General features: G+C 65.0%; 23 protein-coding genes. 11 read left to right on the forward strand and 12 right to left on the reverse strand.

The window, feature by feature from the left end:
* Positions 1-8: 8 nt before the first annotated feature.
* Positions 9-1,790, forward strand: a complete 1,782-nt coding sequence (locus tag HUW43_RS09130) for an ABC-F family ATP-binding cassette domain-containing protein (RefSeq protein ID WP_188237108.1) — start codon at positions 9-11, stop codon at positions 1,788-1,790.
* A gap of 255 nt (positions 1,791-2,045) precedes the next feature.
* Here the strand turns inward: HUW43_RS09130 and HUW43_RS09135 are convergent, their stop codons facing one another.
* From HUW43_RS09135 to HUW43_RS09150, 4 genes are all read right to left on the reverse strand, one after another.
* On the reverse strand, positions 2,046-2,792 hold the full coding sequence (locus HUW43_RS09135; protein WP_188237109.1) for a 3'(2'),5'-bisphosphate nucleotidase CysQ: 747 nt from the start codon (positions 2,790-2,792) through the stop codon (positions 2,046-2,048).
* Positions 2,789-4,690, reverse strand: a complete 1,902-nt coding sequence (gene cysN, locus HUW43_RS09140) for a sulfate adenylyltransferase subunit CysN (protein WP_188237110.1) — start codon at positions 4,688-4,690, stop codon at positions 2,789-2,791. Before cysN ends, HUW43_RS09135 begins: the two co-directional genes overlap by 4 nt.
* Positions 4,690-5,595 (reverse strand): sulfate adenylyltransferase subunit CysD, encoded by a 906-nt coding sequence (cysD, locus tag HUW43_RS09145; RefSeq protein WP_188237111.1) that lies wholly within the window; start codon positions 5,593-5,595, stop codon positions 4,690-4,692. Before cysD ends, cysN begins: the two co-directional genes overlap by 1 nt.
* A gap of 82 nt (positions 5,596-5,677) precedes the next feature.
* The gene (locus HUW43_RS09150; RefSeq protein ID WP_188237112.1) at positions 5,678-6,580 is read right to left on the reverse strand and encodes a LysR family transcriptional regulator; all 903 of its coding nucleotides are present in this window, start codon (positions 6,578-6,580) and stop codon (positions 5,678-5,680) included.
* Between the two features lie 100 nt (positions 6,581-6,680).
* Between HUW43_RS09150 and HUW43_RS09155 the strand changes: the two genes are divergently transcribed.
* From HUW43_RS09155 to HUW43_RS09185, 7 genes are all read left to right on the forward strand, one after another.
* Complete coding sequence (locus HUW43_RS09155) at positions 6,681-7,850, forward strand: isovaleryl-CoA dehydrogenase (protein ID WP_188237113.1); 1,170 nt, start codon at positions 6,681-6,683, stop codon at positions 7,848-7,850.
* Entirely contained in the window at positions 7,847-8,194 is a 348-nt protein-coding gene (locus HUW43_RS09160) for a hypothetical protein (protein WP_188237114.1), read from the forward strand. Before HUW43_RS09155 ends, HUW43_RS09160 begins: the two co-directional genes overlap by 4 nt.
* Complete coding sequence (locus HUW43_RS09165; protein WP_188237115.1) at positions 8,191-8,469, forward strand: hypothetical protein; 279 nt, start codon at positions 8,191-8,193, stop codon at positions 8,467-8,469. The genes HUW43_RS09160 and HUW43_RS09165 overlap by 4 nt, the downstream gene beginning before the upstream one ends.
* A gap of 33 nt (positions 8,470-8,502) precedes the next feature.
* Positions 8,503-10,101: a carboxyl transferase domain-containing protein gene (locus HUW43_RS09170; RefSeq protein WP_188237116.1), complete on the forward strand. Its 1,599-nt coding sequence runs from the start codon at positions 8,503-8,505 to the stop codon at positions 10,099-10,101.
* A gap of 5 nt (positions 10,102-10,106) precedes the next feature.
* Positions 10,107-11,948, forward strand: coding sequence for an acetyl/propionyl/methylcrotonyl-CoA carboxylase subunit alpha (locus HUW43_RS09175; protein WP_188237117.1), 1,842 nt, complete (start codon positions 10,107-10,109; stop codon positions 11,946-11,948).
* Between the two features lie 131 nt (positions 11,949-12,079).
* A complete protein-coding gene (locus tag HUW43_RS09180) occupies positions 12,080-12,532 on the forward strand; it encodes a MaoC family dehydratase (protein WP_188237118.1) in 453 nt (150 codons plus the stop codon).
* Complete coding sequence (locus HUW43_RS09185) at positions 12,532-13,383, forward strand: HpcH/HpaI aldolase/citrate lyase family protein (RefSeq protein ID WP_188237119.1); 852 nt, start codon at positions 12,532-12,534, stop codon at positions 13,381-13,383. The genes HUW43_RS09180 and HUW43_RS09185 overlap by 1 nt, the downstream gene beginning before the upstream one ends.
* Positions 13,384-13,446: 63 nt before the next feature.
* Here HUW43_RS09185 and HUW43_RS09190 read toward each other — a convergent pair whose 3' ends face one another.
* From HUW43_RS09190 to hisI, 5 genes are all read right to left on the reverse strand, one after another.
* Positions 13,447-14,943, reverse strand: coding sequence for a phospholipase D-like domain-containing protein (locus HUW43_RS09190; protein ID WP_188237120.1), 1,497 nt, complete (start codon positions 14,941-14,943; stop codon positions 13,447-13,449).
* Between the two features lie 46 nt (positions 14,944-14,989).
* The gene (locus tag HUW43_RS09195) at positions 14,990-16,792 is read right to left on the reverse strand and encodes an acyl-CoA dehydrogenase C-terminal domain-containing protein (protein ID WP_188237121.1); all 1,803 of its coding nucleotides are present in this window, start codon (positions 16,790-16,792) and stop codon (positions 14,990-14,992) included.
* A gap of 72 nt (positions 16,793-16,864) precedes the next feature.
* Positions 16,865-17,290, reverse strand: coding sequence for a MerR family transcriptional regulator (locus tag HUW43_RS09200; protein WP_120219538.1), 426 nt, complete (start codon positions 17,288-17,290; stop codon positions 16,865-16,867).
* A gap of 66 nt (positions 17,291-17,356) precedes the next feature.
* Positions 17,357-17,893 (reverse strand): hypothetical protein, encoded by a 537-nt coding sequence (locus HUW43_RS09205; RefSeq protein WP_188237122.1) that lies wholly within the window; start codon positions 17,891-17,893, stop codon positions 17,357-17,359.
* Complete coding sequence (gene hisI, locus HUW43_RS09210) at positions 17,877-18,260, reverse strand: phosphoribosyl-AMP cyclohydrolase (protein WP_188237123.1); 384 nt, start codon at positions 18,258-18,260, stop codon at positions 17,877-17,879. The genes HUW43_RS09205 and hisI overlap by 17 nt, the downstream gene beginning before the upstream one ends.
* A gap of 142 nt (positions 18,261-18,402) precedes the next feature.
* On the opposite strand from hisI, the gene purF reads away from it, so the two are divergent.
* The 3 genes from purF to HUW43_RS09225 are packed head-to-tail and all read left to right on the forward strand — an operon-like array spanning position 18,403 to position 21,043.
* Positions 18,403-19,860: an amidophosphoribosyltransferase gene (gene purF / locus HUW43_RS09215; protein ID WP_188237124.1), complete on the forward strand. Its 1,458-nt coding sequence runs from the start codon at positions 18,403-18,405 to the stop codon at positions 19,858-19,860.
* A 4-nt stretch (positions 19,861-19,864) separates the two neighbouring features.
* A complete protein-coding gene (locus HUW43_RS09220) occupies positions 19,865-20,599 on the forward strand; it encodes an SDR family NAD(P)-dependent oxidoreductase (protein WP_188237125.1) in 735 nt (244 codons plus the stop codon).
* Positions 20,600-20,656: 57 nt separating this feature from the next.
* The gene (locus HUW43_RS09225; RefSeq protein ID WP_188237126.1) at positions 20,657-21,043 is read left to right on the forward strand and encodes a hypothetical protein; all 387 of its coding nucleotides are present in this window, start codon (positions 20,657-20,659) and stop codon (positions 21,041-21,043) included.
* A gap of 37 nt (positions 21,044-21,080) precedes the next feature.
* Here HUW43_RS09225 and HUW43_RS09230 read toward each other — a convergent pair whose 3' ends face one another.
* From HUW43_RS09230 to HUW43_RS09240, 3 genes are all read right to left on the reverse strand, one after another.
* Positions 21,081-22,256 carry a serine hydrolase domain-containing protein gene (locus tag HUW43_RS09230; RefSeq protein ID WP_188237127.1) on the reverse strand — a complete coding sequence of 392 codons (1,176 nt, stop codon included), beginning with the start codon at positions 22,254-22,256 and terminating at the stop codon, positions 21,081-21,083.
* Between the two features lie 19 nt (positions 22,257-22,275).
* Entirely contained in the window at positions 22,276-23,556 is a 1,281-nt protein-coding gene (locus tag HUW43_RS09235; RefSeq protein WP_188237128.1) for an SAM-dependent methyltransferase, read from the reverse strand.
* Positions 23,557-23,634: 78 nt separating this feature from the next.
* Positions 23,635-24,594: a metal-dependent hydrolase gene (locus HUW43_RS09240; protein ID WP_188237129.1), complete on the reverse strand. Its 960-nt coding sequence runs from the start codon at positions 24,592-24,594 to the stop codon at positions 23,635-23,637.
* Positions 24,595-24,613: the final 19 nt, after the last annotated feature.

The following is a 24,613-nucleotide window of genomic DNA, read 5'->3' on the forward strand; positions in this document are numbered from 1 at the left end:
CGTTCATCATGGCGGCACCGATCTTATCATATGAAGGCCTCGGCCTTGTGCAGGGCAGCGGCTGGCTGTTCCGGGACCTCGACATCTATGTCGGGCCGCGCGACCGGCTCGCGCTGATCGGCCGCAATGGCGCGGGCAAGACGACCTTGCTCAAACTGCTCGCGGGGCGCATCGAACCCGACAAGGGCCAGCGCACGATCGTTCCCGGCACGCATGTCGTGATGCTCGAACAGGAACCCGATTTCCGTCCCTTTGCAACGCTGATGGATTTTGCGGTGGCGGGCGCCGACGGCCCCGCAAGCCATGACGTCGCGGCGATCGCCGACCAGCTCGGCATCGACATGAACCGTGCCGCCGCCAGCGCGTCGGGGGGCGAGCGCCGCCGCGCCGCGCTTGCGCGCGCGCTGGCGCAAAATCCCGACGTGCTGCTGCTCGACGAACCGACCAACCACCTCGACCTTGCCGCGATCGACTGGCTTGAAGGCTGGCTCGCGCGCTACACCGGCGCATTCGTCGTCATCAGCCATGATCGCACCTTCCTGACGCGGCTGACGCGCCAGACCTTGTGGCTCGACCGCGGCAGCATCCGCCGCAAGGAAATCGGCTTCGGCGGCTTCGACGAATGGAGCGACGCCGTCGCCGCCGAGGAAGCACGCGCCGCGCAAAAGCTTGATTCCAGGCTGCGGCTCGAAACGCATTGGCTCCAACGCGGCGTCACCGCGCGCCGCAAGCGCAATCAGGGGCGGCTTGAAAAACTGAAGGAAATGCGCGCGACCCGCGCCGCGATGATCGGCGGGCCGGGCGTTGCCAAACTTGGCCTCGCAAATGACGATGTCCGGTCGAAATCGGTGATCGTTGCAGAGAATATCTCGAAAAGCTTTGGCGACCGCACGATCATCAGGAACTTCGATTTCCGCGTCCAGCGCGGCGATCGCATCGGCATCGTCGGCGCCAATGGCGCGGGCAAGTCGACCCTGCTCAAACTGCTTACCGGAGAGCTGCAACCGGATAGCGGCAGCGTCACTCTCGCCCCGACGCTTGACGGCATCGTCATCGACCAGCAGCGCAGCCTGATGGCGCCCGAAAAGCGGGTGCGCGACGTGCTTGCCGACGGCGGCGACTGGGTCGAGGTGCGCGGGGTGAAAAAGCATATCCAGGGCTATTTGAAAGAGTTTCTCTTTGACCCCGGCGTCGCCGAAGCAAGCGTCGGCGCGCTGTCGGGCGGTGAACGTTCGCGGCTGCTCCTCGCGCGCGAGTTTGCCCGCGAATCGAACCTGCTCGTGCTCGACGAGCCGACCAACGACCTCGACCTCGAAACGCTCGATCTTTTGCAGGAAGTCATCGCCGACTATGCCGGCACCGTGCTCCTCGTCAGTCACGACCGCGACTTTCTCGACCGTACCGTCACCGTCACGCTCGGCCTCGACGGGTCGGGCAAGGTCGACATCGTTGCGGGCGGCTATGCCGACTGGGAAGCCAAGCGCGCAAAGGCGGTAGCCACCAAAAGAAAATCCGCCGCCAGCGACGCAAAGCCACCCCCACCTCCGCAGCCGCGTCGAAAACTCTCCTACAAGGACCAGCGCGACTATGACCTCCTCCCCGCCCGGATCGAGGCGATCGAAGCCGAGATGGCGGCCATCGAAGCCGAATTGTCGGATGCCGCGCTGTTCACGCGCGATCATGCCCGTTTCAACGCGCTGACGGCCAAACTCGACACCCTGCGCACCGAAAAGGCCGCAGCCGAGGATCGCTGGCTGGCGCTGGCGGAAGAGGTCGAGGCCCTGCAATAAGCGGGACAGGCGACGCCGCCTGCGCACGGCTTCGGCTTGGGGGTGACATCGAAACCTTCCAAAATCCTCGCCGCTTGCGGGTCATCGGCCGCGCGGAGCGCTGACGGTGGGGGTTCGCATCCTTACACACAGCGGGCTTTGGGCTGCCGGCCCTTTCCACCGCCTCCGGCGGTCCTTCTACCCTCTTCCGGGGACGAACTTCGATGTCCGCTGCGGTCGATGTCCGTCGTTGTAACGACCATCGCCTGAAAACCCTCACCCCCCGGCGCCAAACTCCCGCGCCAGCCGCAACACCGCCTCCGCCAGTTCCTTGCGGCAGATCAGCAGGTCGGGAAGATAGGTGTCGGCATTGTTGTAGCGCAGCGGCGACCCGTCGGCGCGGCTCACATGCAGACCGGCCGCCGCGGCGACGGCGGCGGGGGCGCAATTGTCCCATTCATACTGCCCGCCGCTGTGCAGATAGATATCGGCTTCGCCGCGCACGACCGCCATGGCTTTCGCGCCGGCCGACCCCATGGCGACAAGCTCGGCGCCCAGATGGTCGGCGACGAACAGCGCTTCGGCGGCGGGGCGCGATCGGCTGACCAGCATCTTCGGCGGGTCGTTCGGCGGTGCGAGCGGCGGCGGCGACGCCGACGTCAGCGTCACCCCCAGCCCCGGCAGCGCGACCGCGCCGACCGCGGCAACGCCGTCGATCGCCAGCGCGACATGCACCGCCCAGTCGCTCCGCCCCTCGCCATATTCACGCGTGCCGTCCAGCGGATCGACGATCCACACGCGCGATCGGGCGCAGCGCGCGACATTGTCCTTCTCTTCTTCGGAGAGCAGGGCATCGTCGGGCCGCGCCGCGCGGATTTCGCGGCAAAGCATCGCGTTCGCGGCTTCGTCGCCCGCCTGCCCCAGCGCCTTGCCGTCAAGGTCGCCGCGCGCGCGAAGGTCGAGCAGGATCGCCCCCGCCGCCGCCGCGAGTCGCTCGGCAAGCTGGTCGTCGGTCTCGCTCATCCGAGCAGGCGCTCGACGATCAGGTCGGCCGCAGATTCGGGTGACATGGCGGTCGTGTCAATGCGGATTTCGGGATTTTCGGGCGCTTCATAGGGGCTGTCGATCCCGGTGAAGTTCTTGAGCTGCCCCGCGCGCGCCTTTTTGTAGAGACCCTTGACGTCGCGGCGCTCCGCCTCCTCCAGCGGCGTGTCGATGAAGACCTCGATGAACTCCCCTTCGGGCAGCATCGACCGCACCATTTCGCGCTCCGCCCGGAACGGCGAGATGAAGGCGGTGATGACGATCAGCCCCGCGTCGGTCATCAGCTTTGCGACTTCGCCGACGCGGCGGATATTCTCGATCCGGTCGGCCTCGGTGAAACCCAGATCCCTGCTGAGCCCGTGGCGCACATTGTCGCCGTCGAGCAGGAAACTGTGCCGGTTCATCCGGTGCAGCTTCTTTTCCACCAGATTGGCGATGGTCGACTTGCCCGACCCCGACAGTCCTGTGAACCACAAGAGCGCCGGCTTCTGATTTTTCAGGTTCGCGCGCATTTCGCGGCTGATGTCGCTGGCCTGCCAATGGACATTCTGCGCGCGGCGCAGGCTGAAATGCAGCATCCCCGCCGCGACCGTCGCATTGGTCAGCTTGTCGATCAGGATGAAACCGCCCAGCGTCCGGTTGTCGGCATAGGCCTCGAACACAATCGGCCTGTCGGTCGCCAGTTCGACGACGCCGATGCCGTTCAGTTCCAGCGTCTTGGCCGCCAGATGGTCGAGCGTGTTGACGTTGATCTCATATTTGGGGGCCTGCACCGTCGCCGACACGCTTTGCGTCGCGAGCTTCAGCCAATAGGCGCGGCCAGGGATCATTGCCTCGTCGGCCATCCACACCAGTGTCGCCTCGAACCGGTCGGCGGCCTCGGGCGGATTGTCCGCCGCCGCGATCACGTCGCCGCGCGAACAATCAACCTCGTCGGCAAGTGTCAGCGTCACCGACTGGCCCGCGGCGGCTTCGTCCAGGTCGCCGTCGAGGGTGACGATGCGGTCCACGGTCGTCGTCTTGCCGCTGGGCAGGATGCGCACCGCGTCGCCCGGCCTGACCTTGCCGCCCGCAAGCTGGCCGGAGAAGCCCCGGAAGTCGAGGTTCGGGCGGTTGACCCATTGCACCGGCATGCGGAAAGGCCTGGCTTCGTCGGCGGCGGCGCCGATCTCGACATTTTCGAGATGCTCGATCAGGGTCGGCCCCGTGAACCAGGGCATGTTCGCTGACAGCGCGGTGATATTGTCGCCCTTGAAGCCCGAAATGGGGATCGCGGTAAAATGGGTGATGCCAATCTCGCTTGCAAAGGCGCGGTAGCTCAGCAGGATGCGCTCGAAAACCGCCTTGTCGTAACCGACAAGATCCATCTTGTTCACCGCGAGCACGATGTGGCGGATGCCGATCAGATGCGCGAGGAAGCTGTGCCGCCGCGTCTGGGTGAGCACCCCCTTGCGTGCGTCGATCAGGATCACCGCAAGGTCGGCGGTCGAGGCGCCGGTGATCATGTTGCGCGTATATTGTTCGTGCCCCGGCGTGTCGGCGACGATGAACTTCCGCTTCTCTGTCGTGAAAAAGCGATAGGCGACGTCGATCGTGATCCCCTGCTCGCGTTCGGCGGCAAGGCCGTCGACGAGCAGCGCGAAGTCGATTTCCTGCCCCTGGGTGCCGACGCGCTTGCTGTCGGCCTCGAGCGCGGCAAGCTGATCCTCGAAGATCATCTTGCTGTCATACAGCAGGCGACCGATCAGCGTCGATTTACCGTCGTCGACCGATCCGCAGGTGATGAAGCGCAGCAGCGATTTCTTTTCGTGGCCCGCGAGATAAGCGTCGATGTCCTCGGCAATCAGCGCGTCGGTGACGTAAACAGGATCGGTCATCAGAAATAGCCCTCCTGCTTCTTCTTCTCCATCGACGCATCGCCGCCGTCCTTGTCGATGATGCGCCCCTGCCGCTCGCTGGTCGTCGTCAGCAGCATCTCCTGAATGACCTCGCTCAGCGTCGCCGCCTCGCTCTCCACCGCACCGGTAAGCGGATAGCAGCCGAGCGTGCGGAAACGCACCGAGCGGAGGGTCGGCACCTCGCCTTCCTTGAGCGGGAAACGCTCGTCATCGACCATCAGCAGCAACCCGTCGCGTTCCACCGTCGGCCGCCGCGCCGCGAAATAGAGCGGGACAATGGGGATATTTTCGCGCGCGATATATTGCCAGATGTCGAGCTCGGTCCAGTTCGAGATCGGAAAGACGCGGATGCTCTCTCCCTTCGCCTTGCGCGCGTTATAGAGGTTCCAAAGCTCTGGACGCTGCTTTTTGGGATCCCAGCCGTGGCTCGCGGTGCGGAAAGAAAAAATGCGCTCCTTGGCGCGGCTCTTTTCCTCGTCACGGCGCGCCCCCCCAAAGGCGACGTCGAAGCCATGGAGGTCGAGCGCCTGTTTCAGCCCCTCGGTCTTCCACATGTCGGTGTGCAAGGGGCCATGATCGAACGGGTTGATCCCGCGCGCCTTCGCCTCCGGGTTCTGATGGACGATCAGCTCCATGCCGCTTTCCGCGGCCATGCGATCGCGAAGCTCGTACATCGCCTTGAACTTCCATGTCGTATCGACATGGAGCAACGGGAATGGCGGCGGCGACGGGTAAAAGGCCTTGCGCGCGAGATGCAGCATCACCGCGCTGTCCTTGCCCACGCTATAGAGCATCACGGGCTTCGCCGCGTCAGCCATCACTTCGCGCATGATATGGATGCTCTCGGCCTCCAGCCGGTCGAGATGGGTCAGCGTATCGGTCATGCCTCGCCCTTGCCGCCCCTCCGAAAACCGATCAAGCTGTATGGCCTTTTGGCGCTGCAAGCCAGGCTTGTAAGGCCGGTGGTCACGGCGCGGCATCGACCTTTGCCTGCCGCCACTCGGCACCGATCGCGCCGATCGTCTCGCGCGCATGCGCCAGCCGCGCGCCAATTTCGGGCAAGGCGGCCCAGGCGGGATCGACAATCAGGCCCAGTTCGCGGCGAAAGTCGTAACCCGTGACCTTCAGCGGCACGATGCCGTCGATCGCGAGCGATACCGGCGCCGTGGTGATGCCGATGCCCGCGGCAACCATGCGGAGACATCGCTCGTCGCTTTCGCTGCGCAAAGCAAAGCGCGGGCGCACACCATGGCGCGTGAAAAAGCGGCTCGTCGCCTCCAGAAACTCGCACGATCGGCGTGCGATCATCGTTTCGGCGGCCAGTTCGTCGGGCGTGACTTCGATCCGGCCGACCAGCGGATGGTCGGCGGCGATGAACATCGTCAGCGGCTCGTCATAGAGCGGGATGATATGGTCGCCGCGCTCGCCCGGACGCAGCCCGGCCAGCGCCATATGGATGCGCGCGCTGCCCAGTGCGGCGCGAAGCTCGGTATCGCCGTTTTCGACGATCTCGATCGCAAAACCGGGGCGCAGCGCCGCGACGATCGCCTGCAACAACTCGCCGGGCACCGATCGGATCACACCCAGCTTCAGCTCGGCCGCGGGCCGTTCGCCGGTACGACCGAAATCGTCCGCGGCGCGAAAACCACGGTCGATATCGCGCGCAATCGGCAGAAAGCGCCCCCCCGCTTCGGTGAGGCGTATCTGCCGCCGGTTGCGCAGGAACAGCCGCGTCCCGACCAGCCGTTCCAGTTCGGCGATCCCCGCTGACAGCGCCGGTTGGGTAACGCGGATGCGCAAAGCCGCCTGGGTAAAGCCGCCGGCATCGACAACGGCAAGGAACTGCCGGATATGCGCGCGCTTTATCATAGATTTTCCTTATGCCGAAATGCGACCTCTTTCAATTTCCATATATTAGGATTTTGATGCACATTGCCGGACCATCCGGCCCTCGATCGACAGGTATTCCATGCGCGCCACCCCCGATTTCGACTTCGCCCTCGGCGAAACCGCCGACATGATCCGCGAAACCACCGCCCGCTTCGCCGACGAACGGATCGCGCCGCTGGCCGCCAGGGCCGACGCCGACGACTGGTTTCCGCGCGATGAACTGTGGACGGCGATGGGCGCGCTCGGCCTGCACGGCATCACCGTTGAAGAGGAATGGGGCGGGCTGGGCCTCGGCTATCTTGAACATGTGATCGCGATCGAAGAAGTCAGCCGGGCCAGCGCGGCGATCGGCCTGTCCTACGGCGCGCACTCCAACCTTTGCGTCAACCAGATTCGCCGCTGGGGCAATGCCGAGCAAAAGGCAAAATATCTGCCCAGGCTGATTTCGGGCGAACATGTCGGCAGCCTTGCCATGTCCGAAGCGGGTGCGGGCAGCGATGTGGTGTCGATGAAGCTCAAGGCCGACAAGGTTCAGGGCGGCTATGTGCTGAACGGCACGAAGTTCTGGATCACCAACGCGAGCCATGCCGACACGCTGGTCGTCTATGCCAAGACGTCGCCCGAGGCGGGATCGCGCGGAATCACCGCCTTCCTGATCGAAAAGGACATGCCGGGGTTCAGCATCGGGCAAAAGATCGACAAGGTCGGCATGCGCGGCAGCCCCACCGCCGAGCTGGTGTTCACCGACTGCGAAGTGTCCGAAGAACAGGTCATGGGCCCCGAAAATGGGGGCGTCGGCGTGCTGATGTCGGGGCTCGATTATGAACGCGTCGTGCTCGCCGGGCTCCAGCTCGGCATCATGCAGGCGTGCCTCGACACGGTCATTCCTTATGTGCGCGAACGCAAGCAGTTCGGCAAGCCGATCGGATCGTTCCAGCTGATGCAGGCGAAGGTTGCCGACATGTATGTCATGCTCCAGTCGGCGCGCTCCTATGTCTACAACGTCGCCAGGGCTTGCGACGCCGGACAGACCACGCGTTTCGACGCCGCGGGCGCGATCCTGCTCGCGAGCGAGAGCGCGGTGAAGGTCGCGGGCGAGGCGATTCAGGCGCTCGGCGGCGCCGGTTACACCAAGGACTGGCCGGTCGAACGCTATTGGCGCGACGCCAAGCTGCTCGACATCGGCGCGGGCACCAACGAGATCCGCCGGATGCTGATCGGCCGCGAACTGATCGGCGCCGGCGCGTGATCTGGCTGTGGCTGTCGGCAGCGTTGATGACGACGACGGCCGCAATCCACGCGATTCTTGGCGAGCGGCGGCTGATGGGGCCGCTGATGACGCTCGATCAGGGCATCATGGGCGTCGACCTTGCGCGGCGCGTCTTTCGCCTCGCCTGGCACGCGCTGTCACTGCTCATGCTCGTATCAGCGGTGTCGGTCGTCTGGCCGGGCACCCCGCGCGGGCTGATCCTGCTGATCGGCGCGGCGTGGCTCGCGACCGGCCTTTTCGACGCCATTTATACGCGCGGACGCCATATCGGCTGGCCCTTCCTTGCCGCATCGGGGGCCTTCGCGCTGCTGGGGGCCACATGAACCAGGCCCTGCTCGACGCGCTTCAATATTATGGCGCCGCGGCGGCGACCTTTGCCGCGCTGATCGTCTCGCTCAACCTGGGCGAGCGGTGGACCGGCTGGGCCTTCGTCATTTTCGTGACCAGCAGCCTCGCGCTGATCGCCTGGGGTTTCCTCCAGTCCGACAGCGAAGGCATCGGGTGGCAGAATATCGCGCTGCTCGGTATCAATTGCGTCGGCGTCTATCGCCACCTTATCCGCAAAAAGGCGGGCGACCCGGCGGCCACGCAGGAATAGCGACATGACATGTTTAATGGGAGGTTCGGCAAGGTGAGCGCTCCGGTCCTGGGAACGATGGTCGATCGCGACGGCGACGCATTCCGCGCCAATGCGGCGCACAACCGCGCGCTGCGCGACGAACTGTACGCGCGCGTCGCGCAGGCGGCGCTGGGCGGCAACGAAAAGTCGCGCGAACGCCATGTTAGCCGCGGCAAGCTGCTCCCGCGCGAGCGCGTCGAGCGATTGCTCGACCCCGGCTCACCTTTCCTCGAAATCGGCCAGCTTGCGGCGTGCGACCTCTATGGCGGTGAGGTTCCGGGCGCCGGGATGATCGCCGGCATCGGCCGCGTGTCGGGGCGACAGGCGATGATCGTCTGCAACGACGCGACGGTCAAGGGCGGCACCTATTATCCGATGACGGTCAAAAAGCATCTGCGCGCGCAGGAAATCGCGCAGGAGAACCGCCTGCCGTGCATCTACCTCGTCGATTCGGGCGGCGCGAACCTGCCGCATCAGGATCAGGTCTTTCCCGACCGCGACCATTTCGGGCGCATCTTCTTCAACCAGGCGAATATGAGCGCGCGGCGCATCCCGCAAATCGCGTGCGTGATGGGAAGCTGCACCGCGGGCGGCGCTTACGTGCCTGCGATGAGCGACGAAACGGTGATCGTGCGGGGACAAGGCACGATCTTCCTCGCCGGCCCGCCGCTCGTGAAGGCGGCGACCGGCGAAGAGATCAGCGCCGAAGATCTGGGCGGCGGCGACCTTCACGCAAGGAAGTCGGGCGTCGTCGATCACCTGGCCGAGAATGACGAACATGCGCTGACGATCGTGCGCGACATCATGTCGCACCTTGGCGCCGATGAAGGGTTCAAGGTCGACGTAAAGGAGCCGCGCCCGCCCAAATATGATGCCGAAGACCTCTACGGCATCATCCCGCAGGACGTCCGCGCCCCCTATGACGTCCACGAAGTCATCGCGCGCATCGTCGACGGCAGCGAGTTTCACGAATTCAAGGCGCAATATGGCAGCACGCTCGTGTGCGGCTTTGCGCATATCTGGGGCATTCCGGTCGCGATCCTCGCCAACAATGGCGTGCTGTTCAGCGAAAGCGCCGTCAAGGGCGCGCATTTCATCGAACTGGCACAGCAGCGGCGCATTCCCCTGCTCTTCCTCCAGAATATCAGCGGCTTCATGGTCGGCGGCAAATATGAGGGCGAAGGCATCGCCAAGCATGGTGCCAAGCTGGTGACGGCGGTTGCCACGGCTACGGTGCCGAAGATCACCGTGCTGATCGGCGGCAGCTTCGGCGCGGGCAATTACGGCATGTGCGGCCGCGCCTATTCGCCACGGTTTCTGTTTACGTGGCCCAATGCGCGGATTTCGGTGATGGGCGGCGAACAGGCGGCATCGGTGCTGGCGACCGTTCACCGCGACGCCGACAAATGGACACCCGAGGAAGCCGAAGCCTTCAAGGCCCCGATCCGCCAGAAATATGAGGATGAGGGCAACCCCTATCACGCGACCGCGCGCCTGTGGGACGATGGCATAATCGACCCCGCGCAGACGCGCGACGTGCTGGGCCTCGCCTTCGCCGCAACGCTGAATGCTCCGGTCGAGGACCGCGGCTTCGGCGTGTTCAGGATGTGATGACCATGATCCAGTCCCTCCTCATCGCCAATCGCGGAGAAATTGCCTGCCGTATCATCCGCACGGCGCGCGATATGGGCATTCGCACCGTTGCGGTCTATTCGGACGCCGACGCGAAGGCGCTGCACGTGCGCGAGGCTGACGAGGCCGTGCATATCGGGCCGTCGCCGGCGCGCGAATCCTATCTGGTCGGCGAGAAGATCATCGCCGCGGCAAAGGCGACCGGCGCCGAGGCGATCCATCCGGGCTATGGATTCCTGTCCGAAAACGCCGGGTTTGCGCAGGCAGTCGCCGACGCGGGGCTGATATGGGTCGGGCCGAAGCCATCGTCGATCAAGGCGATGGGCCTCAAGGATGCCGCGAAGAAGCTGATGGCCGATGCCGGGGTGCCGGTGACGCCGGGCTATATGGGCGAGAATCAGGACCCGGCCTTCCTCGCCGAACAGGCTGCGCAGATCGGCTATCCGGTGCTGATCAAGGCGGTCGCGGGCGGCGGCGGCAAGGGGATGCGCAAGGTGGACAGCGCGGCGGATTTCGCCGATGCGCTCGCCTCGTGCCAGCGCGAGGCGGCCGCGTCGTTCGGCAACGACCATGTGCTGATCGAAAAATATATCCTGACCCCGCGCCATATCGAGGTGCAGGTCTTCGGCGACACCCACGGCAATGTCGTCCACCTGTTCGAACGCGACTGCTCGCTCCAGCGCCGACACCAGAAGGTGATCGAGGAAGCCCCGGCCCCCGGCATGGACGAAGCGACGCGCGCCGAGCTTTGCGCCGCCGCCGTCCGCGCCGCAAAGGCGGTCGATTATGTCGGCGCGGGGACGATCGAGTTCATCGCCGACGCCAGCGAGGGCCTGCGCGCCGATCGCATCTGGTTCATGGAAATGAATACGCGCCTGCAGGTCGAGCATCCGGTGACCGAGGAGATCACCGGGGTGGACCTGGTCGAATGGCAATTGCGCATCGCGTCGGGCGAAGCGTTGCCGCTGACGCAAGACCAGCTGGCGATCAACGGCTGGGCGATGGAAGCCCGCCTTTATGCGGAAGACCCTGCCAGGGGCTTTCTGCCGAGCATCGGGACGCTCGAGCTTTTCCAGCTTCCCGAACAACTCGGCCGCATCGACACCGGCGTCTGTGAAGGCGCCGAGGTGTCGCCCTTCTACGACCCGATGATCGCCAAGGTCATCGCCTGGGGCGAGGACCGCGACGAAGCGCGTGCGATGCTGACGGACATGCTGGACGACAGCGCTATCTGGCCGGTCAAAACCAATTCGGCCTTTCTGATCGCCGCGCTTAATCATCCCGATTTCGTCGCGGGCAGCCTCGATACCGGATTGATCGGCCGCGACGGCGACAGCATGACCGCCGAACCGATGCCGTCCGAACAGGCGCTCACCAACGCCGCAATGGCGATGCTCCCCCGTTCGTTGCAGTCGGGGTTCCGCCTCAACGCGCCCGCCGTGCGCAGCGCCCCCTTTCTGCTGGACGGCAGGCGCGTCGATGTGCGGCTGCATGGGCCGGGCGCCGCGGAACCGGCACCGGCCATGCTCGTCGCCGAAAGCGGCGCGGTGTGGCAACTCATGCCTTGGCGTGCGCAAGGCAGCGCGGGCGGCGCGGCGGGTGACGGCGCGATCCTGTCGCCGATGCCGGGCAAGATTATCGCGGTCGATGTGTCTGTGGGCGACATGGTGTCCAAGGGGCAAAAGCTGCTGACGCTCGAAGCGATGAAGATGGAACACAGCCTGACCGCGCCTTTCGATGGCGTTGTCGCCGAACTCAACGCCTCAGCGGGCGCGCAAGTGCAGGTCGAGGCGTTGCTGGCGCGGATCGACGCGGAGACCGAATAAATCCTGCGCTTCGTCACCCTGAACCTGTTTCGCGGTCCATGGCCCGATGTCCACACCGGCGCCGCGCCAGACGCAGGAACAGGTCATGGGTACGAAAACATGGTCAGCATGACGAATAATGGAGAGACGGGATGGCGGGTAAATATTTCGACGAATGGACCATCGGCGACACGCTGACGCACGAGATCCGCCGCACCGTGACCGAGACCGACAATCTGCTCTTCACCACGATGACGCACAATCCGCAGCCCCTGCACCTCGACATCGAGGCGGCGAAGGCGTCGGAGTTCGGGCAGATCCTCGTCAACGGCACCTTCACCTTCAGCCTGATGGTCGGACTGTCGGTCGGCGACACGACGCTGGGCACGCTCGTTGCGAACCTCGGCTATGACAAGCTCGTCATGCCCAAACCGGTGTTCATCGGCGACACGCTGCGCGCAACAAGCGAAGTCATCGCCCTCAAGGAGTCGAAATCGCGGCCCAATGCGGGTATCGTCACCTTCCTGCACCGCTGCATCAACCAGCGCGACGAAATCGTTTGCCAGTGCGAACGATCGGCACTGCTCAAAAAGAAGGATGCCTGATGCGCCTCCGCTCGCTTCTCTTCGTCCCCGGCGACCGCCCCGAACGCTTTGCCAAGGCCGCAGCGTCGGGCGCCGATGCGATCATCCTCGACCTCGAGGATTCGGTGTCGCCCGCGAACAAGGACGCGGCGCGCGCCGCGATCGCCGATTATCTTGCGGGGACACGCGAAGTCGTGACGCTGGTGCGCGTCAATCCGCTCGATGGCCATATGACCGCCGCCGATGTCGCCGCGGTGGTCGGCGCACGCCCCGACGCGATCATGCTCCCCAAGGCCGAAGGGGCGCCGAGCATCCAGCAACTCGACACCATCCTGCGCAGCGAGGCGGCGGATGACGCGTCACTGCCCGCGATCCTGCCGATTGCCACCGAAACGCCCGCGGCGATCTTCGCGCTCGGCAGCTACCGCGAAGTCAAGGATCGGCTGCTCGGCCTGACCTGGGGCGCCGAGGATCTGCCCGCCGCGATCGGTGCGACGACGAGCCGCGAGGAGGACGGCGGCTATACCGAACCCTATCGTGTCGCGCGCGCGCTCACCCTGTTCGCCGCGCACGCCGCCGGCGCGGCCGCTATCGATACGGTGTTCCCGGCGATCAAGGACGAATCGGGCCTTGCCGCCTATGCCGCCCGCGCGCGGCGCGACGGCTTTACCGGCATGATGGCGATCCACCCGTCACAGGTCGAACCGATCAACGCCGCCTTCACCCCCAGTGCCGAGGAAGCGGCGCGCGCGCAGGCGATCGTCGATGCCTTTGCCGCCAATCCCGGCGCCGGGGTGCTGCAGGTCGACGGAAAAATGGTCGACGCGCCGCATCTGAAACAGGCCCGGCATATCCTGTCGCTGGCGGACTGAGACCCGTCATCCCGGCGAAAGCCGGGGTCGCGCCGGTGCATCAGGGCGCAGGGATGGGGGCGGTTAGCGCCCGCGACGCCGAAACGGCCGGTGCCGCTTCATCCAGCTTTTGCCGCGGCGCCAGCTTTTCCTGAGGCCGCGCTCGGCGAAACTTTCGAACATTGCATCGGGGCTTGTCGGGTCGAGCAATTCATTGTCGGCGATGAAATCGTCCAACGGACCCGGCGCCACCAGGTCGAGCAGTTCGAGCGAACGCCCCGGCCCGCGCAGTGCTTCGATCGCGGCGATCAGCGACCCCGACGCTTCAAAGGCGCGCGCAACCTTTGCCGGATCGACGTCCAGATGCTCGCCGATCAGCGATTCGCGCAGTCTGCGGATCATCGGCCCGGCGCCGCGATTTGCAGGCAGTGCCGCGTCGATCGTGACGTCGCATTCGCTGTCGAGTCCCATCGATCGGTTGTTCATGTTCGACGATCCCACGCGCAGCAGCCGGTCGTCGACGATGGCGGTTTTGGCGTGGACATAGATGGGATCGCCGCCCGCCGTATGCGGCACATAGATTCGCAGCCGGTCGCCATGTTTCGCCTTGGCGATCGCGCGCACCAGCTTCACCCGCGCCGCGTCCATCGCCATCTGCTCCAGCCAGCCGTCGGCGGTTTCGGGCATCACCATGACGAATTCGGGCGCGTCCTCCTCTTCGAGACGCGCGGCGATCGCGGCAGCGATCTTGCCGCTCGTGAAATACTGATTTTCGAAATAGATGAAGCGCTTCGCCGCCGCGATCATGTCGAGATAAAGCTGCTCGATTTCGCGCACGCCGGGATAGCCGTCATATTCGGCGCGCGAACGCGAAATAGCGACATCGACATCGGTGAAGTCGGGTTCAAGCGCGGCGGGCCAGACCTCGCCATCGCCTTTGACGTCGCGCAGCGCCTTTTTCGTCGCGCGTTGCCAGCGCTCATTGCCCAGGTCGGCGAGCGCGCGGCCGACGTCCCCCGCAAGGATCATCGTCGAATCATGCCATGGCATATAGATTTTGCCGTCGGGGTTGGTCCGCCGCGTGTCACCGTCCTTGTGGCCGCGCGTGTCCCAGCGCGACGCGGCGACGTCGATGCCGCCGCACACCGCCAGATGATCGTCGAACACGGCCACCTTCTGATGATGGCTGCACCCTGCCGGATGCGCGCCATCGAGGCGAAAGCTGATCGAGCGCGTCGCTTTCCAGCGCAGGATCATCGCGACGATGCGCGGCACCAGAAAATGTTTCAGGCCGCCGAAGTTCCAGCGCAATATGTCGATGTCGCGGTCGGGCTTTGCGCGCGCAAGAGTCAGAAGATAATGACCGAGCGACTCGCCTTTGCCGAGGGCGTCGGGCTCCAGCGCAATGCGTGGATCAAAGTCCCAGCCGATCAGCAGGATACGCTCCCTGGCGCCCGCCATCAGCTCTTTCAGCAGTCGGAAATATTCGGCGGCATCGACGATCATCCGCGCCTTGTCGGCGCGTTCGATCCGCCAGCAGTTGCGGCCTTCGACGACAATCGGATCCGGATCGCTCCCCATCGCCGCCGACACGCTTGGCGGCGGCGATGGTTGCACCGGCACGACTTCAGGCCGCGAAGAATTGTTCGGGGGTCAGCGCCATCATCGTGTCGCTGCCCGCCTCGATCTTGCGGCGCAGCGATCCGGCGTCGGGCAGGAAGCGTTCGCCGAAATGGCGCGCGGTGACGATCTTGGCGTCAAGGAACTCCTTGGCCCCCCGCCCTTCGTCGAGCGCCTTTTGCGCCGCTTCGGCCATGCGCAACCACATCAGCCCCAGCGCGACGATGCCGGTGATGTGCATATAATGATGCGCGCCGGCGCCGACATGGTTCGGGTTGGTCATGCCGTTCTGCATGAACCACATCGTCGCGGCCTTCAGCTCGCCATTTGCCTTTTCCAGCCGCTCGGCGAAATCGGCAAGCGCGGGCTTTTCTTTCGCGGCCGCGCATTCGGCATCGACGATGGCGAACAGCGTCTGGATCGCCCGGCCGCCGTTCTGCGCCAGCTTGCGGCCGACGAGGTCCATCGCCTGCACACCGTTCGCGCCTTCGTAAATCATCGTGATGCGGGCATCGCGAACATATTGGCTCATGCCATGTTCCTCGATGTATCCATGGCCGCCGAACACCTGCTGCGCATTGGTTGCGACCTCATAGCCCTTGTCGGTGCCATAGCCCTTGATCACGGGGGTAAGCAGGCTGACGAGGTCGTCGGCAAGCTGCCGCTCCTCCTCGGTCTCCGCAACATGCGCCAGATCGACCTGGAGCGCGCCCCACAGGCACAGCGCGCGCAGCCCTTCGACCGTCGCCTTGGCGTCCATCAGCATCCGGCGGACATCGGGGTGAACGAACAGCGGATCGGCCTTTTCCTGGGGGTCTTGCGGCCCGGTCAGCGCGCGGCCCTGGCGGCGATCCTGCGCATAGGCCACGGCATTCTGAAAAGCGATGTCGGCCTGCCCCAACCCCTGAATCCCGACGCCAAGGCGCGCGGCGTTCATCATCACGAACATGGCGGCAAGGCCCTTGTTCTCCTCGCCGACCATCCAGCCCTTCGCGCCGTCATAGTTCATCACGCAGGTCGAATTGGCGTGGATGCCCATCTTGTGCTCGATCGACCCGCATTGCAGCGCGTTGCGCTCGCCCAGCGAGCCGTCCTGATGGACAAGGAACTTGGGCACGATGAACAGCGAAATGCCCTTGACGCTGTCGGGCGCGTCGGGGGTCTTGGCCAGGACGAGGTGGATGATGTTTTCGGTCAGGTCATGCTCGCCCGACGAGATGAAGATCTTGGTGCCCGTGATGTCATAGCTGCCGTCGCCATTGGGCACCGCACGCGTACGGATGAGGCCGAGGTCGGTGCCGCAGTGCGGCTCGGTCAGGTTCATCGTCCCGCCCCATTCGCCCGACACCATCTTCGGGACGTAAAGCGCCTTCTGTTCATCCGATCCTTTGACCAGGATCGCCGCGACGGCCGCCTGCGTCAGGCCGGGATACATTGCAAACGCCTGGTTCGCCGCCATGCGATATTCCTCAACCGGAAAACCAACGACGTGCGGCAGGCCCTGGCCGCCGAATGCTTCGGGCTGCGTCAGCAGCGTCCAGCCGGCGTCGCAATAGGCCTTATAGGCTTCCTTGAACCCCTTGGGCGTCGTCACCGAGCCGTCGTCGTGGCGCGTGCAACCTTCGAGGTCGCCGGGCTGATTGATCGGGAACAGCACCTCTTCGCAAAACTTCCCCGCTTCGGTCAGCACCGCTTCGATCATGTCGGGGGTCGCGTTGGCAAATCCGGGCAGGTTCGCATAGCGTTCGACGCCAAGCACCTCGTTGAGGAGGAACAGGCTGTCCTGCACGGGGGCGCGATAGACGGGCATGGAAAATCCTTCTGATAAGCAGTTGATCGGGTCCAACTTGCCTGGGGAGAGGCAGCATGGGGGGCAAGCCGACTATTTCTTGTCGGCGTCGACCTTTTTCACCATTTCGATGAAACGTGACAATTCATCTACAGCGCTGTCAATATCGTCACGCTGACGGCGGAGCAACGCGATGCGTTGCTCGCACTTCTCGATCGTCACCTGTCGCTGCAACTTGCGACCGTCGCCGACGTCATAGAGGTCGATCATCTCGCGGATATCGGCCAGGCTGAAGCCGGTGCGTTTCGCACGCAGGATCCAGGCCAGCCGCGCGCGGTCGCGCTTGGAATAAATGCGCGACAGCCCCTTGCGCGACGGGCTGATCAACCCTTCATCTTCATAAAAGCGCAGCGCGCGGGCGGTGACGCCGAACTCGGTCGACAAGTCGGTGATGCTGAACTGTTCGCGCCCCAGATGGTCGGGCGTATCGATGTGCGAGTGGCCGTATGGTTCGGTCATGCCGACGAAACTAGTTTCCGTTGACGTGAACGTCAATAGCGCCAGAGCGCCCCGATTCGGGGCGATTCAACCGGCGCAGGGCTGAACGACATTGCCGCGCCCGTCGCCGATCCGCAAGCCCCTTGCGTCGTCGACCGACCAGCTCGCGCGCGGCAGCCGCAGCCCCGACAGCGACGCGCGGTTCGGGCACAGCTGCGCGCATTGCGACGGCAGGCTTCCCGGCAGGCGCAGCTCGTCATTTTCCTCGCGGACCAGGACGGCGCAGCCCTCCGCTCCCGCAAAGCGCATCCGCCACTCATGGCCCTCGCGCACGATCGTCCCGCGCGCCGTGCAGGCGAGGGTGGCACCGAAAGCCGCGGTCACCGCAAAGCGCCACTGCCCCGCGCCGTCGGGAACGACGCACATCGCATCGCGGCCCAGATCGTGCGCTCGCTCGAAAACGCCGACCGGCGTTTCAGCATCGGGCCGCACGACGCCGCGTTCGCGTGCCGCTATCTCCAGCGGATTCCCCGCATCGACCCCCTGGTCGCCGCCCGCCGTCCGCTCGCATCCCGCGAGCAGCAGCCCTGCCAGCGCAACGACGGTGCTAGCCCTGCTGTGCATCGTCCGCAAGAAAGGTCAGGCGGCCGTCGCCCTCGACGCGGCGATAAAAGCACGACCGGCGCCCCGTGTGGCACGCCGGTCCGGCGGGTTTGACGCGCAACAACAGCGCGTCCTGATCGCAATCGACGCGCATCTCGACCAACGTCAAGCCGTTGCCCGACGTCTCGCCCTTGCGCCACAGCGCGCCGCGCGAGCGCGACCAGAAATGCGCCTGTCCCGTCGCGCGCGTCGCCTCGATCGCCTCTTCGTTCATATGCGCGACCATCAGCAGCGCCTGCGTATCCGCATCGACGACGATCGCGATCACCAGTCCGGCGGCGTCGAAACGCGGGAGAAATCGGTCGGTCGTGTCGCGCTGATTGTCCATGTCCGACGCTTTAGAGCAGGATCGAAGCCGCTGTCACCCCGCACGGTGCGACCGATGTGACAATATCGTGATTAGGGGGGCGACAATCGGCTTTCCCCTCCCTATATGCGCCGCAGTCACTGCCCCCTGCCGCTGGAACGCCATGCTGACGACCCATCCTTTCGACGACGACAAGCTCCGCGAGGAGTGCGGCGTCTTTGGCATTCATGGCGCGGACAGCGCATCCGCCGTCGTTGCGCTGGGGCTGCACGCGCTGCAGCACCGCGGACAGGAAGCCGCGGGCATCACCGCGTTCGACGGCAAGGAGTTTCACACCCACCGCGCAATGGGCCATGTCGCGGGCAATTTCGACCGCGACGAGATCATCCGCCAACTGGGCGGCGCGTCGGCGGTTGGCCATGTGCGCTATTCGACGACGGGCGAAACCGCGCTGCGCAATGTCCAGCCTTTGTTCGCCGACCTGTCGACCGGCGGCTTTGCGGTGGCGCACAACGGCAACATCTCGAACGCCGCGGCGCTCCGCAAGCTGCTCGTGCGCCGCGGTTCGATCTTTCAGTCGACCAGCGATACCGAGGTCATCATCCACCTCGTCGCGACATCCAATTATCGCTCCTTGCTCGACCGCTTCATCGACGCGCTGAAACAGGTCGAAGGCGCCTATTCGCTGATCTGCCTCACCGCCGAAGGCATGATCGGCTGCCGCGACCCGCTCGGCATCCGCCCGCTGGTGATCGGCAAGCTTGGCAATGCGCATATCCTGGCATCCGAAACGGTGGCGCTCGACGTCGTCGGCGCCGAGTTCCTGCGCTCGGTCGAGCCCGGCGAGCTCGTCATCGTCCGCGACGGCCAACTGACATCGCACCGCCCCTTTGCGCAGCGGTCGGCGCGGCCGTGCATTTTTGAATATGTCTATTTCTCGCGCCCCGATTCGATCGTCGACGGAACCAGCGTCTATTCGGTGCGCAAGGCGATCGGCGCCGAACTGGCGCGCGAAAATCCGGTCGACGCCGACCTCGTCATCCCGGTCCCCGACTCGGGCACGCCTGCGGCCATCGGCTATGCGCAGGAATCGGGCATTCCGTTCGAACTCGGCATCATCCGGTCGCACTATGTCGGGCGCACCTTCATCCAGCCGGGCGACAAGGTGCGGCACCTTGGCGTCAAATTGAAGCACAACGCCAACCGCGCGCTGATCGCGGGCAAGCGCATCGTGCTGATCGACGATTCGATCGTCCGCGGCACGACCAGCCTCAAGATCGTGCAGATGATGCGCGACGCGGGCGCCGCCGAGGTGCATATGCGCATTGCAAGCCCCCCGACGTCGCACAGCTGCTTCTATGGCGTCGACACGCCCGAACGCGCGAAGCTGCTCGCGGCGCAGATGACGGTCGGCCAGATGGCGAATTTCATCAACGCCGACAGCCTCGCCTTCCTGACGATCGACGGCCTCTATCGCGCGCTGGGCGAGGCCGACCGCCAGCAGGACGCGCCGCAATATTGCGACGCCTGCTTCACCGGCGATTATCCGACCACGCTCACCGACTTTGACGAGCACGGGCTGGACGATCAATTTTCGCTGCTTGCCGAACGGGTTGTCTGACATAATGGTTACAAGGTCTGAAGAACTGGCGGGCCAGATAGCGCTCGTCACCGGGGCGAGTCGCGGCATCGGTGAAGCGATCGCCGAGGCGCTTGCGGCGCGCGGCGCGCATGTCGTCATCACCGCGCGCACTGCTGGCGGACTCGAAGCGCTGGAGGATCGCATCCACGCCGCGGGCGGCACCGCGACGATCGCGCCGCTCGACCTTACCGACGGCGACAGCATCGCTCGTCTCGCCAGCGCGATGGCCGAACGCTGGCAGCATCTCGACATGCTGGTGCTCAACGCCGCGATGCTCGGCACGCTGACCCCCGTTGCCGCGATCGACGGCAAGGAGTTCAACAAGACGCTGACGCTCAATCTGATCGCGCAGCAGGCGCTGATCGCCAATTTCGATCCGCTGCTCCGCCGCGCCGCCAACGGTCGGCTGCTCGCACTATCCTCTGGCGTCGCGCGGACCCCGCGCGCCTATTGGGGCGCCTACGCCGCGTCGAAGGCGGCGTTCGAGGTGCTCGTCACCAGCTATGGCGCCGAAATGCGCAACATCTCGGGCGTCCGCACCGCAATCCTCGACCCCGGCGGCACGCGCACCCAGATGCGCGCGCGCGCCTATCCCGGCGAAGATCCGCAGAGCATCAAGGAACCGGCCGCGGTCGGCGAATATGTCGCGAAGCTGATGGTCGAAGGTTTTGACAGCACCGCCTTCCACGCCCTGCCCAAGGTCATGGAAAAAGCTTGACGCCATCCGCGCTTTCCTGCGCTAAGATTCGCGCAAATCGGGTTGGCGGGGGCGTGAATGACCAGGACTATTCTGCGATCGGCGATTTCCGCGGTGGTCGGCATCGCGGTTGCCTTCGGGCTGATCTGGCTGGCGCAATATGCCGGCAGCGAAATTGCGCCGGCCGAATATGATCCGGCGACGGGCGAAATCCTGATCCCGATTGCCTCCACCATCGCGCTGATCATCGGCTGGTTCATCGCGACCTTTGGCGGCGGCTGGCTTGCGATGCGCGCTTCCGGCGGGACCGGCGCCGGATGGGTCGTCGCGGGCGCCGTGATCGGCGCCGCCCTCTATTCCGCCATCGACTTTGCCGACACCTGGTGGATCATGGCGCTCGGCGTTGCCGTCCCGCTCGCCGCGGCGTGGCTCGCGCAGCGGGCCGTCGGCACCGCCGCCGACTGACCTCAAAACGTCATTCGGGCGAAGGGCCGGGGTGACGCTATTTGTTGGCTGCCTCCCGGTCCACCGCCGCCTGCACGCTTTTGTAAAAGGCCTCGCGCGCCGCGCCGACACCTTCGGGATCGGTGGCCGTCGGCCAGTTGCCGTTCGACGCAATCACCAGCCTGCGCTTGGGATCAATGAAGATGCCCTGCCCGAAAATGCCCTGTGCGGCGAAACTGCCGTCGTCGTTCGTCCACCATTGATAGCCATAGCCGCGACCCGGTATGTCGATTCCCGCCTGCTTCGTCGTCGCCGACGCCAGCCAGTCGTCGGGCAGCACCTTCACGCCGCCCGCGACGCCGCCGTTCAGGATGAACTGGCCGAAGCGCGCATAATCCTTAAGGCTCGCCGATATGCAGCAGCCGCTGATCTCATGCCCCGTCGGACCGAGCATCCACACCGCGTCCTGCTCCATGCCAAAGGGTTTCCAGACCTTTTCCGACAGATATTCGGACAGCGTCTTGCCCGTTGCGCTCGACACGAGCACGCCGATCAAATTGGTCTCGCCAGTCTTGTACACCCACTTCGATCCAGCGGGCGCTTCGCGCGGCAAGCGCTTCATATAGCTGACGGTTATGTCCTCGCCCGCGACCGGCCGTTGCAGGTTGAACTGCGCGACGTCGGACTTGGGATCGGTATAATCCTCGTTCCATTTGACACCCGACGTCATCGTCAGCAGCGCCCGCACGCTGACATCGTCATAGGCCGATCCCTTGAGACCGGGGATATAGGCGGTGACCTTGTCGTCGAGGCTCTTGATATAACCGTCCTTCACCGCCGCCCCAACCAGCGTCGACGTAAAGCTCTTGGCGACCGAAAAGCTCGTCCAGCGACCCGCGGCGCCATAACCGAGCGCATATTTCTCCAGCCGGACCTTGCCGTCCTGCACGATGATCAGCCCCGCGTTGCGCTGTGTCGCCATATGGGCGTCGACGTCGATGCCGAGGTCGATCGGCTCGCCCTGCGGCAAGGGATAGACGCCGTCGCCCGCCTCGATCGTGTTGACGACGACCTTGGGCACCGTTTCCATTGTGCGGAAAGCAAGGTCGCGTTGGTCCTGGGTCCAGAAAAGCACGTTCAGATCCTTTGGCAACTGGTCGGTGGTTTGCGTCGTCGCGGGCGCACTGCACGCCGCCGCGGTGCCGAGCAGCACCGCCGCCAAGAGTCTTCGCATCATCGCTCCTCCCCTGTTTTCAGGCTGGTTTTTCAAGCGTGACCTGCGCAACGTCGATGCCGCCGCCGCGAAAGCCCCCCTCGCAATATTGAAGATAATAGCGCCATAGCCCGACAAAACGCGCGTCGAAACCGGAGGGCAGGCGATCGGCGGCGACCGCGGCGTCGAAACGCTCGCGCCACTGGCGCAGTGTTTCGGCATAGTCGCCGCCAAACCGACGGACATCGCGCCAGACGAGTCCCCTTTCCTCGGCAAGCGCGCGAAAACGGCTTTCGGACAGCAGACAACCGCCGGGAAAGATATAGGCCTGGATGAAATCGCTGCTCGCCGCATAACGCTCGAACAGCGCATCGTTGATCGCGATATACTGGATCGCCGCCTTGCCGCCAGGCCGCAGCAATCGCGCGATCGCGCCCAGGTAGGCGGGCCAATAGGCCTGACCCACCGCTTCGACCATTTCGACGCTGGCGATCGCGTCATACGGCCCCTGGACGTCGCGATAATCACAAAGATCGATCCGCGAGCGTCCCGACAGATCGACCGCCGCAAGCCGCGCATCGGCGACTTCGGCCTGCGCGGGCGACAGGGTGATGCCGGTGTAGATCACATCATGTCGTTCGACCGCGCGCTCGGCAAGCGCCCCCCAGCCGCAGCCGATTTCGAGCAGCCGACACCCCGACCGGAGATCGAGCCGGTCGAGGATCGCATCGACCTTTGCCGCCTGCGCCTCTTCCAGCGACTGCCCCGGATCGGCGAACAGCGCGCTCGAATAATTCATCGAAGAATCGAGCCACAAGCGATAGAAATCATTGCCCAAATCATAATGGGCATGAATGTTCCGCCGCGCGCCGCGGCGGTCGTTGCGGTGGAGTGCGTGGATCGCGCGATTGAGCCAGCGCGACGGGCCGTGCGCGCGCCCCGCATCGCCCAGCGCTTCGCCGTTGCGCATGAACAGGTCGAACAGCGGAACCGGGTCGGGCGACGCCCATTCGCCCTTCTCCCACGCACGATACCATCCGACCGAGCCCGACAGGGCGAGCCGCGCCAGCGCCGCCCAGCTGTGCAGGTGAACAATCGCGGTGGGCCCCTTGCCGCGGCCGCCGAGCAATCGCACGCTGCCGTCGGGCAGATGCCCCTCGATCGTCCCCGCAAGCAACCCGGCGTCGATCCGGTCGAGCAGGCGATGGAACAGCACTGATGGCGCAAGGGCGATCAGCCGCGCCATCACCCCGCCCGCACGATAGGCGCGGTCGGCGCGGAGCAGTTCCTTGCCGCGGCGGGGGCTGACATAGGTGTTCACAAGCCCCTTCCTGCCCCAAAGGCGCGCGGCTGACAATCGCCTGAAACGCCTGTCGCCATGACGTCACACACGCGATGTCTATTCGGGCGCGCTCGCGGTATCGGGAGCGGTCAGCCGGACCTGGAAACGCTCTTCCGCCAACGGGTGCATGAAACGCTGGTCGCGCAGCACCAGCGCATCGCCTTCGCGCTCGGCCACCGGCATCCGCGCCCAGAACAGAAAGGCGCGTGCATCGGGATCGCCCTTGACCCAGATAGCGAGCCGCGGATCGTTCATCCCCGTCGGCGCACCGGTCAGATCGACGGCTCCCCCGACGCCGGGCGTGAAGCTTGCCGTGCCATAACGGTCGGCGGTGCGCCAGAAAATGTCGCGCCGCCAGAAGGCGAGCGGCGGCGGGCTCGCGACGACAAGCGCGTCCGCCTTGCCGCCCGCGGCCAGCGCGCCCGACGCCATCCGTTCCGCCGCGCCGGTGATCAGCCCATTCGCGAAGATATAGGCTGAAACGGCCGCAAAACCGATCCACGCCGGGCGCCGCCAATTCGGCGCGCCGCGCCGTTCACGCCGGAACGACAGCCAGAGCGAAACCGCCAGCGCGATCCAGATCCACAGGTCGATGATGAAGATGCTGTCGCCATAGAACCATTGTGACGAGAAGGGTTCGAGCAGGCGGATGCCGTAATTGTTGAGCCAGTCGAGCGCCGGATGGCTGAGACACCCGATGAACGCGATTGCAAGCAGCCACCCGCGATGGATCGGAAGGCGATCGGCGGGCCGTTTTCCGCGCCTTTCCTGCCAGCGGTCAAAGGCCATCATCAGCACCCAGAGGATGATCGGCAGCACCAGCATGGCCACCGGCCCATGGGTAATCCCGCGCCGAAAACCCAGATGCTGCACCCCGTCGAGCCAGAACAGGCAGGCCGCATCGATATCCGGCAGGTTCGCCGCCACAACCAGCGTCGGAATCGCCAGTCCTGTCTTTTTCTTGAGCCCCATCTGTCCCAGCAATGCGCCGACAAGGCTGTGTGTCAGATTATCCATAGGTCCCGTCGCTCGCATG

It is taken from the genome of Sphingopyxis sp. LK2115, assembly GCF_014595975.1.
Taxonomy (GTDB): domain Bacteria; phylum Pseudomonadota; class Alphaproteobacteria; order Sphingomonadales; family Sphingomonadaceae; genus Sphingopyxis.

What these genes read in the sequence shown, in the direction of transcription:
- HUW43_RS09130 (WP_188237108.1), top strand. Translation starts at nt 9, where the DNA reads ATGGCGGCACCGATCTTATCATATGAAGGCCTCGGCCTTGTGCAGGGC.
- hisI (WP_188237123.1), bottom strand. Translation starts at nt 18,260, where the DNA reads ATGGACAATCAGCGCGACACGACCGACCGATTTCTCCCGCGTTTCGAC.
- HUW43_RS09165 (WP_188237115.1), top strand. Translation starts at nt 8,191, where the DNA reads ATGAACCAGGCCCTGCTCGACGCGCTTCAATATTATGGCGCCGCGGCG.
- HUW43_RS09240 (WP_188237129.1), bottom strand. Translation starts at nt 24,594, where the DNA reads ATGGATAATCTGACACACAGCCTTGTCGGCGCATTGCTGGGACAGATG.
- HUW43_RS09225 (WP_188237126.1), top strand. Translation starts at nt 20,657, where the DNA reads ATGACCAGGACTATTCTGCGATCGGCGATTTCCGCGGTGGTCGGCATC.
- HUW43_RS09220 (WP_188237125.1), top strand. Translation starts at nt 19,865, where the DNA reads ATGGTTACAAGGTCTGAAGAACTGGCGGGCCAGATAGCGCTCGTCACC.
- HUW43_RS09180 (WP_188237118.1), top strand. Translation starts at nt 12,080, where the DNA reads ATGGCGGGTAAATATTTCGACGAATGGACCATCGGCGACACGCTGACG.
- HUW43_RS09200 (WP_120219538.1), bottom strand. Translation starts at nt 17,290, where the DNA reads ATGACCGAACCATACGGCCACTCGCACATCGATACGCCCGACCATCTG.
- HUW43_RS09175 (WP_188237117.1), top strand. Translation starts at nt 10,107, where the DNA reads ATGATCCAGTCCCTCCTCATCGCCAATCGCGGAGAAATTGCCTGCCGT.
- cysN (WP_188237110.1), bottom strand. Translation starts at nt 4,690, where the DNA reads ATGACCGATCCTGTTTACGTCACCGACGCGCTGATTGCCGAGGACATC.
- HUW43_RS09190 (WP_188237120.1), bottom strand. Translation starts at nt 14,943, where the DNA reads ATGGGGAGCGATCCGGATCCGATTGTCGTCGAAGGCCGCAACTGCTGG.
- cysD (WP_188237111.1), bottom strand. Translation starts at nt 5,595, where the DNA reads ATGACCGATACGCTGACCCATCTCGACCGGCTGGAGGCCGAGAGCATC.
- HUW43_RS09195 (WP_188237121.1), bottom strand. Translation starts at nt 16,792, where the DNA reads ATGCCCGTCTATCGCGCCCCCGTGCAGGACAGCCTGTTCCTCCTCAAC.
- HUW43_RS09135 (WP_188237109.1), bottom strand. Translation starts at nt 2,792, where the DNA reads ATGAGCGAGACCGACGACCAGCTTGCCGAGCGACTCGCGGCGGCGGCG.
- HUW43_RS09205 (WP_188237122.1), bottom strand. Translation starts at nt 17,893, where the DNA reads ATGCACAGCAGGGCTAGCACCGTCGTTGCGCTGGCAGGGCTGCTGCTC.
- purF (WP_188237124.1), top strand. Translation starts at nt 18,403, where the DNA reads ATGCTGACGACCCATCCTTTCGACGACGACAAGCTCCGCGAGGAGTGC.
- HUW43_RS09185 (WP_188237119.1), top strand. Translation starts at nt 12,532, where the DNA reads ATGCGCCTCCGCTCGCTTCTCTTCGTCCCCGGCGACCGCCCCGAACGC.
- HUW43_RS09150 (WP_188237112.1), bottom strand. Translation starts at nt 6,580, where the DNA reads ATGATAAAGCGCGCGCATATCCGGCAGTTCCTTGCCGTTGTCGATGCC.
- HUW43_RS09155 (WP_188237113.1), top strand. Translation starts at nt 6,681, where the DNA reads ATGCGCGCCACCCCCGATTTCGACTTCGCCCTCGGCGAAACCGCCGAC.
- HUW43_RS09230 (WP_188237127.1), bottom strand. Translation starts at nt 22,256, where the DNA reads ATGCGAAGACTCTTGGCGGCGGTGCTGCTCGGCACCGCGGCGGCGTGC.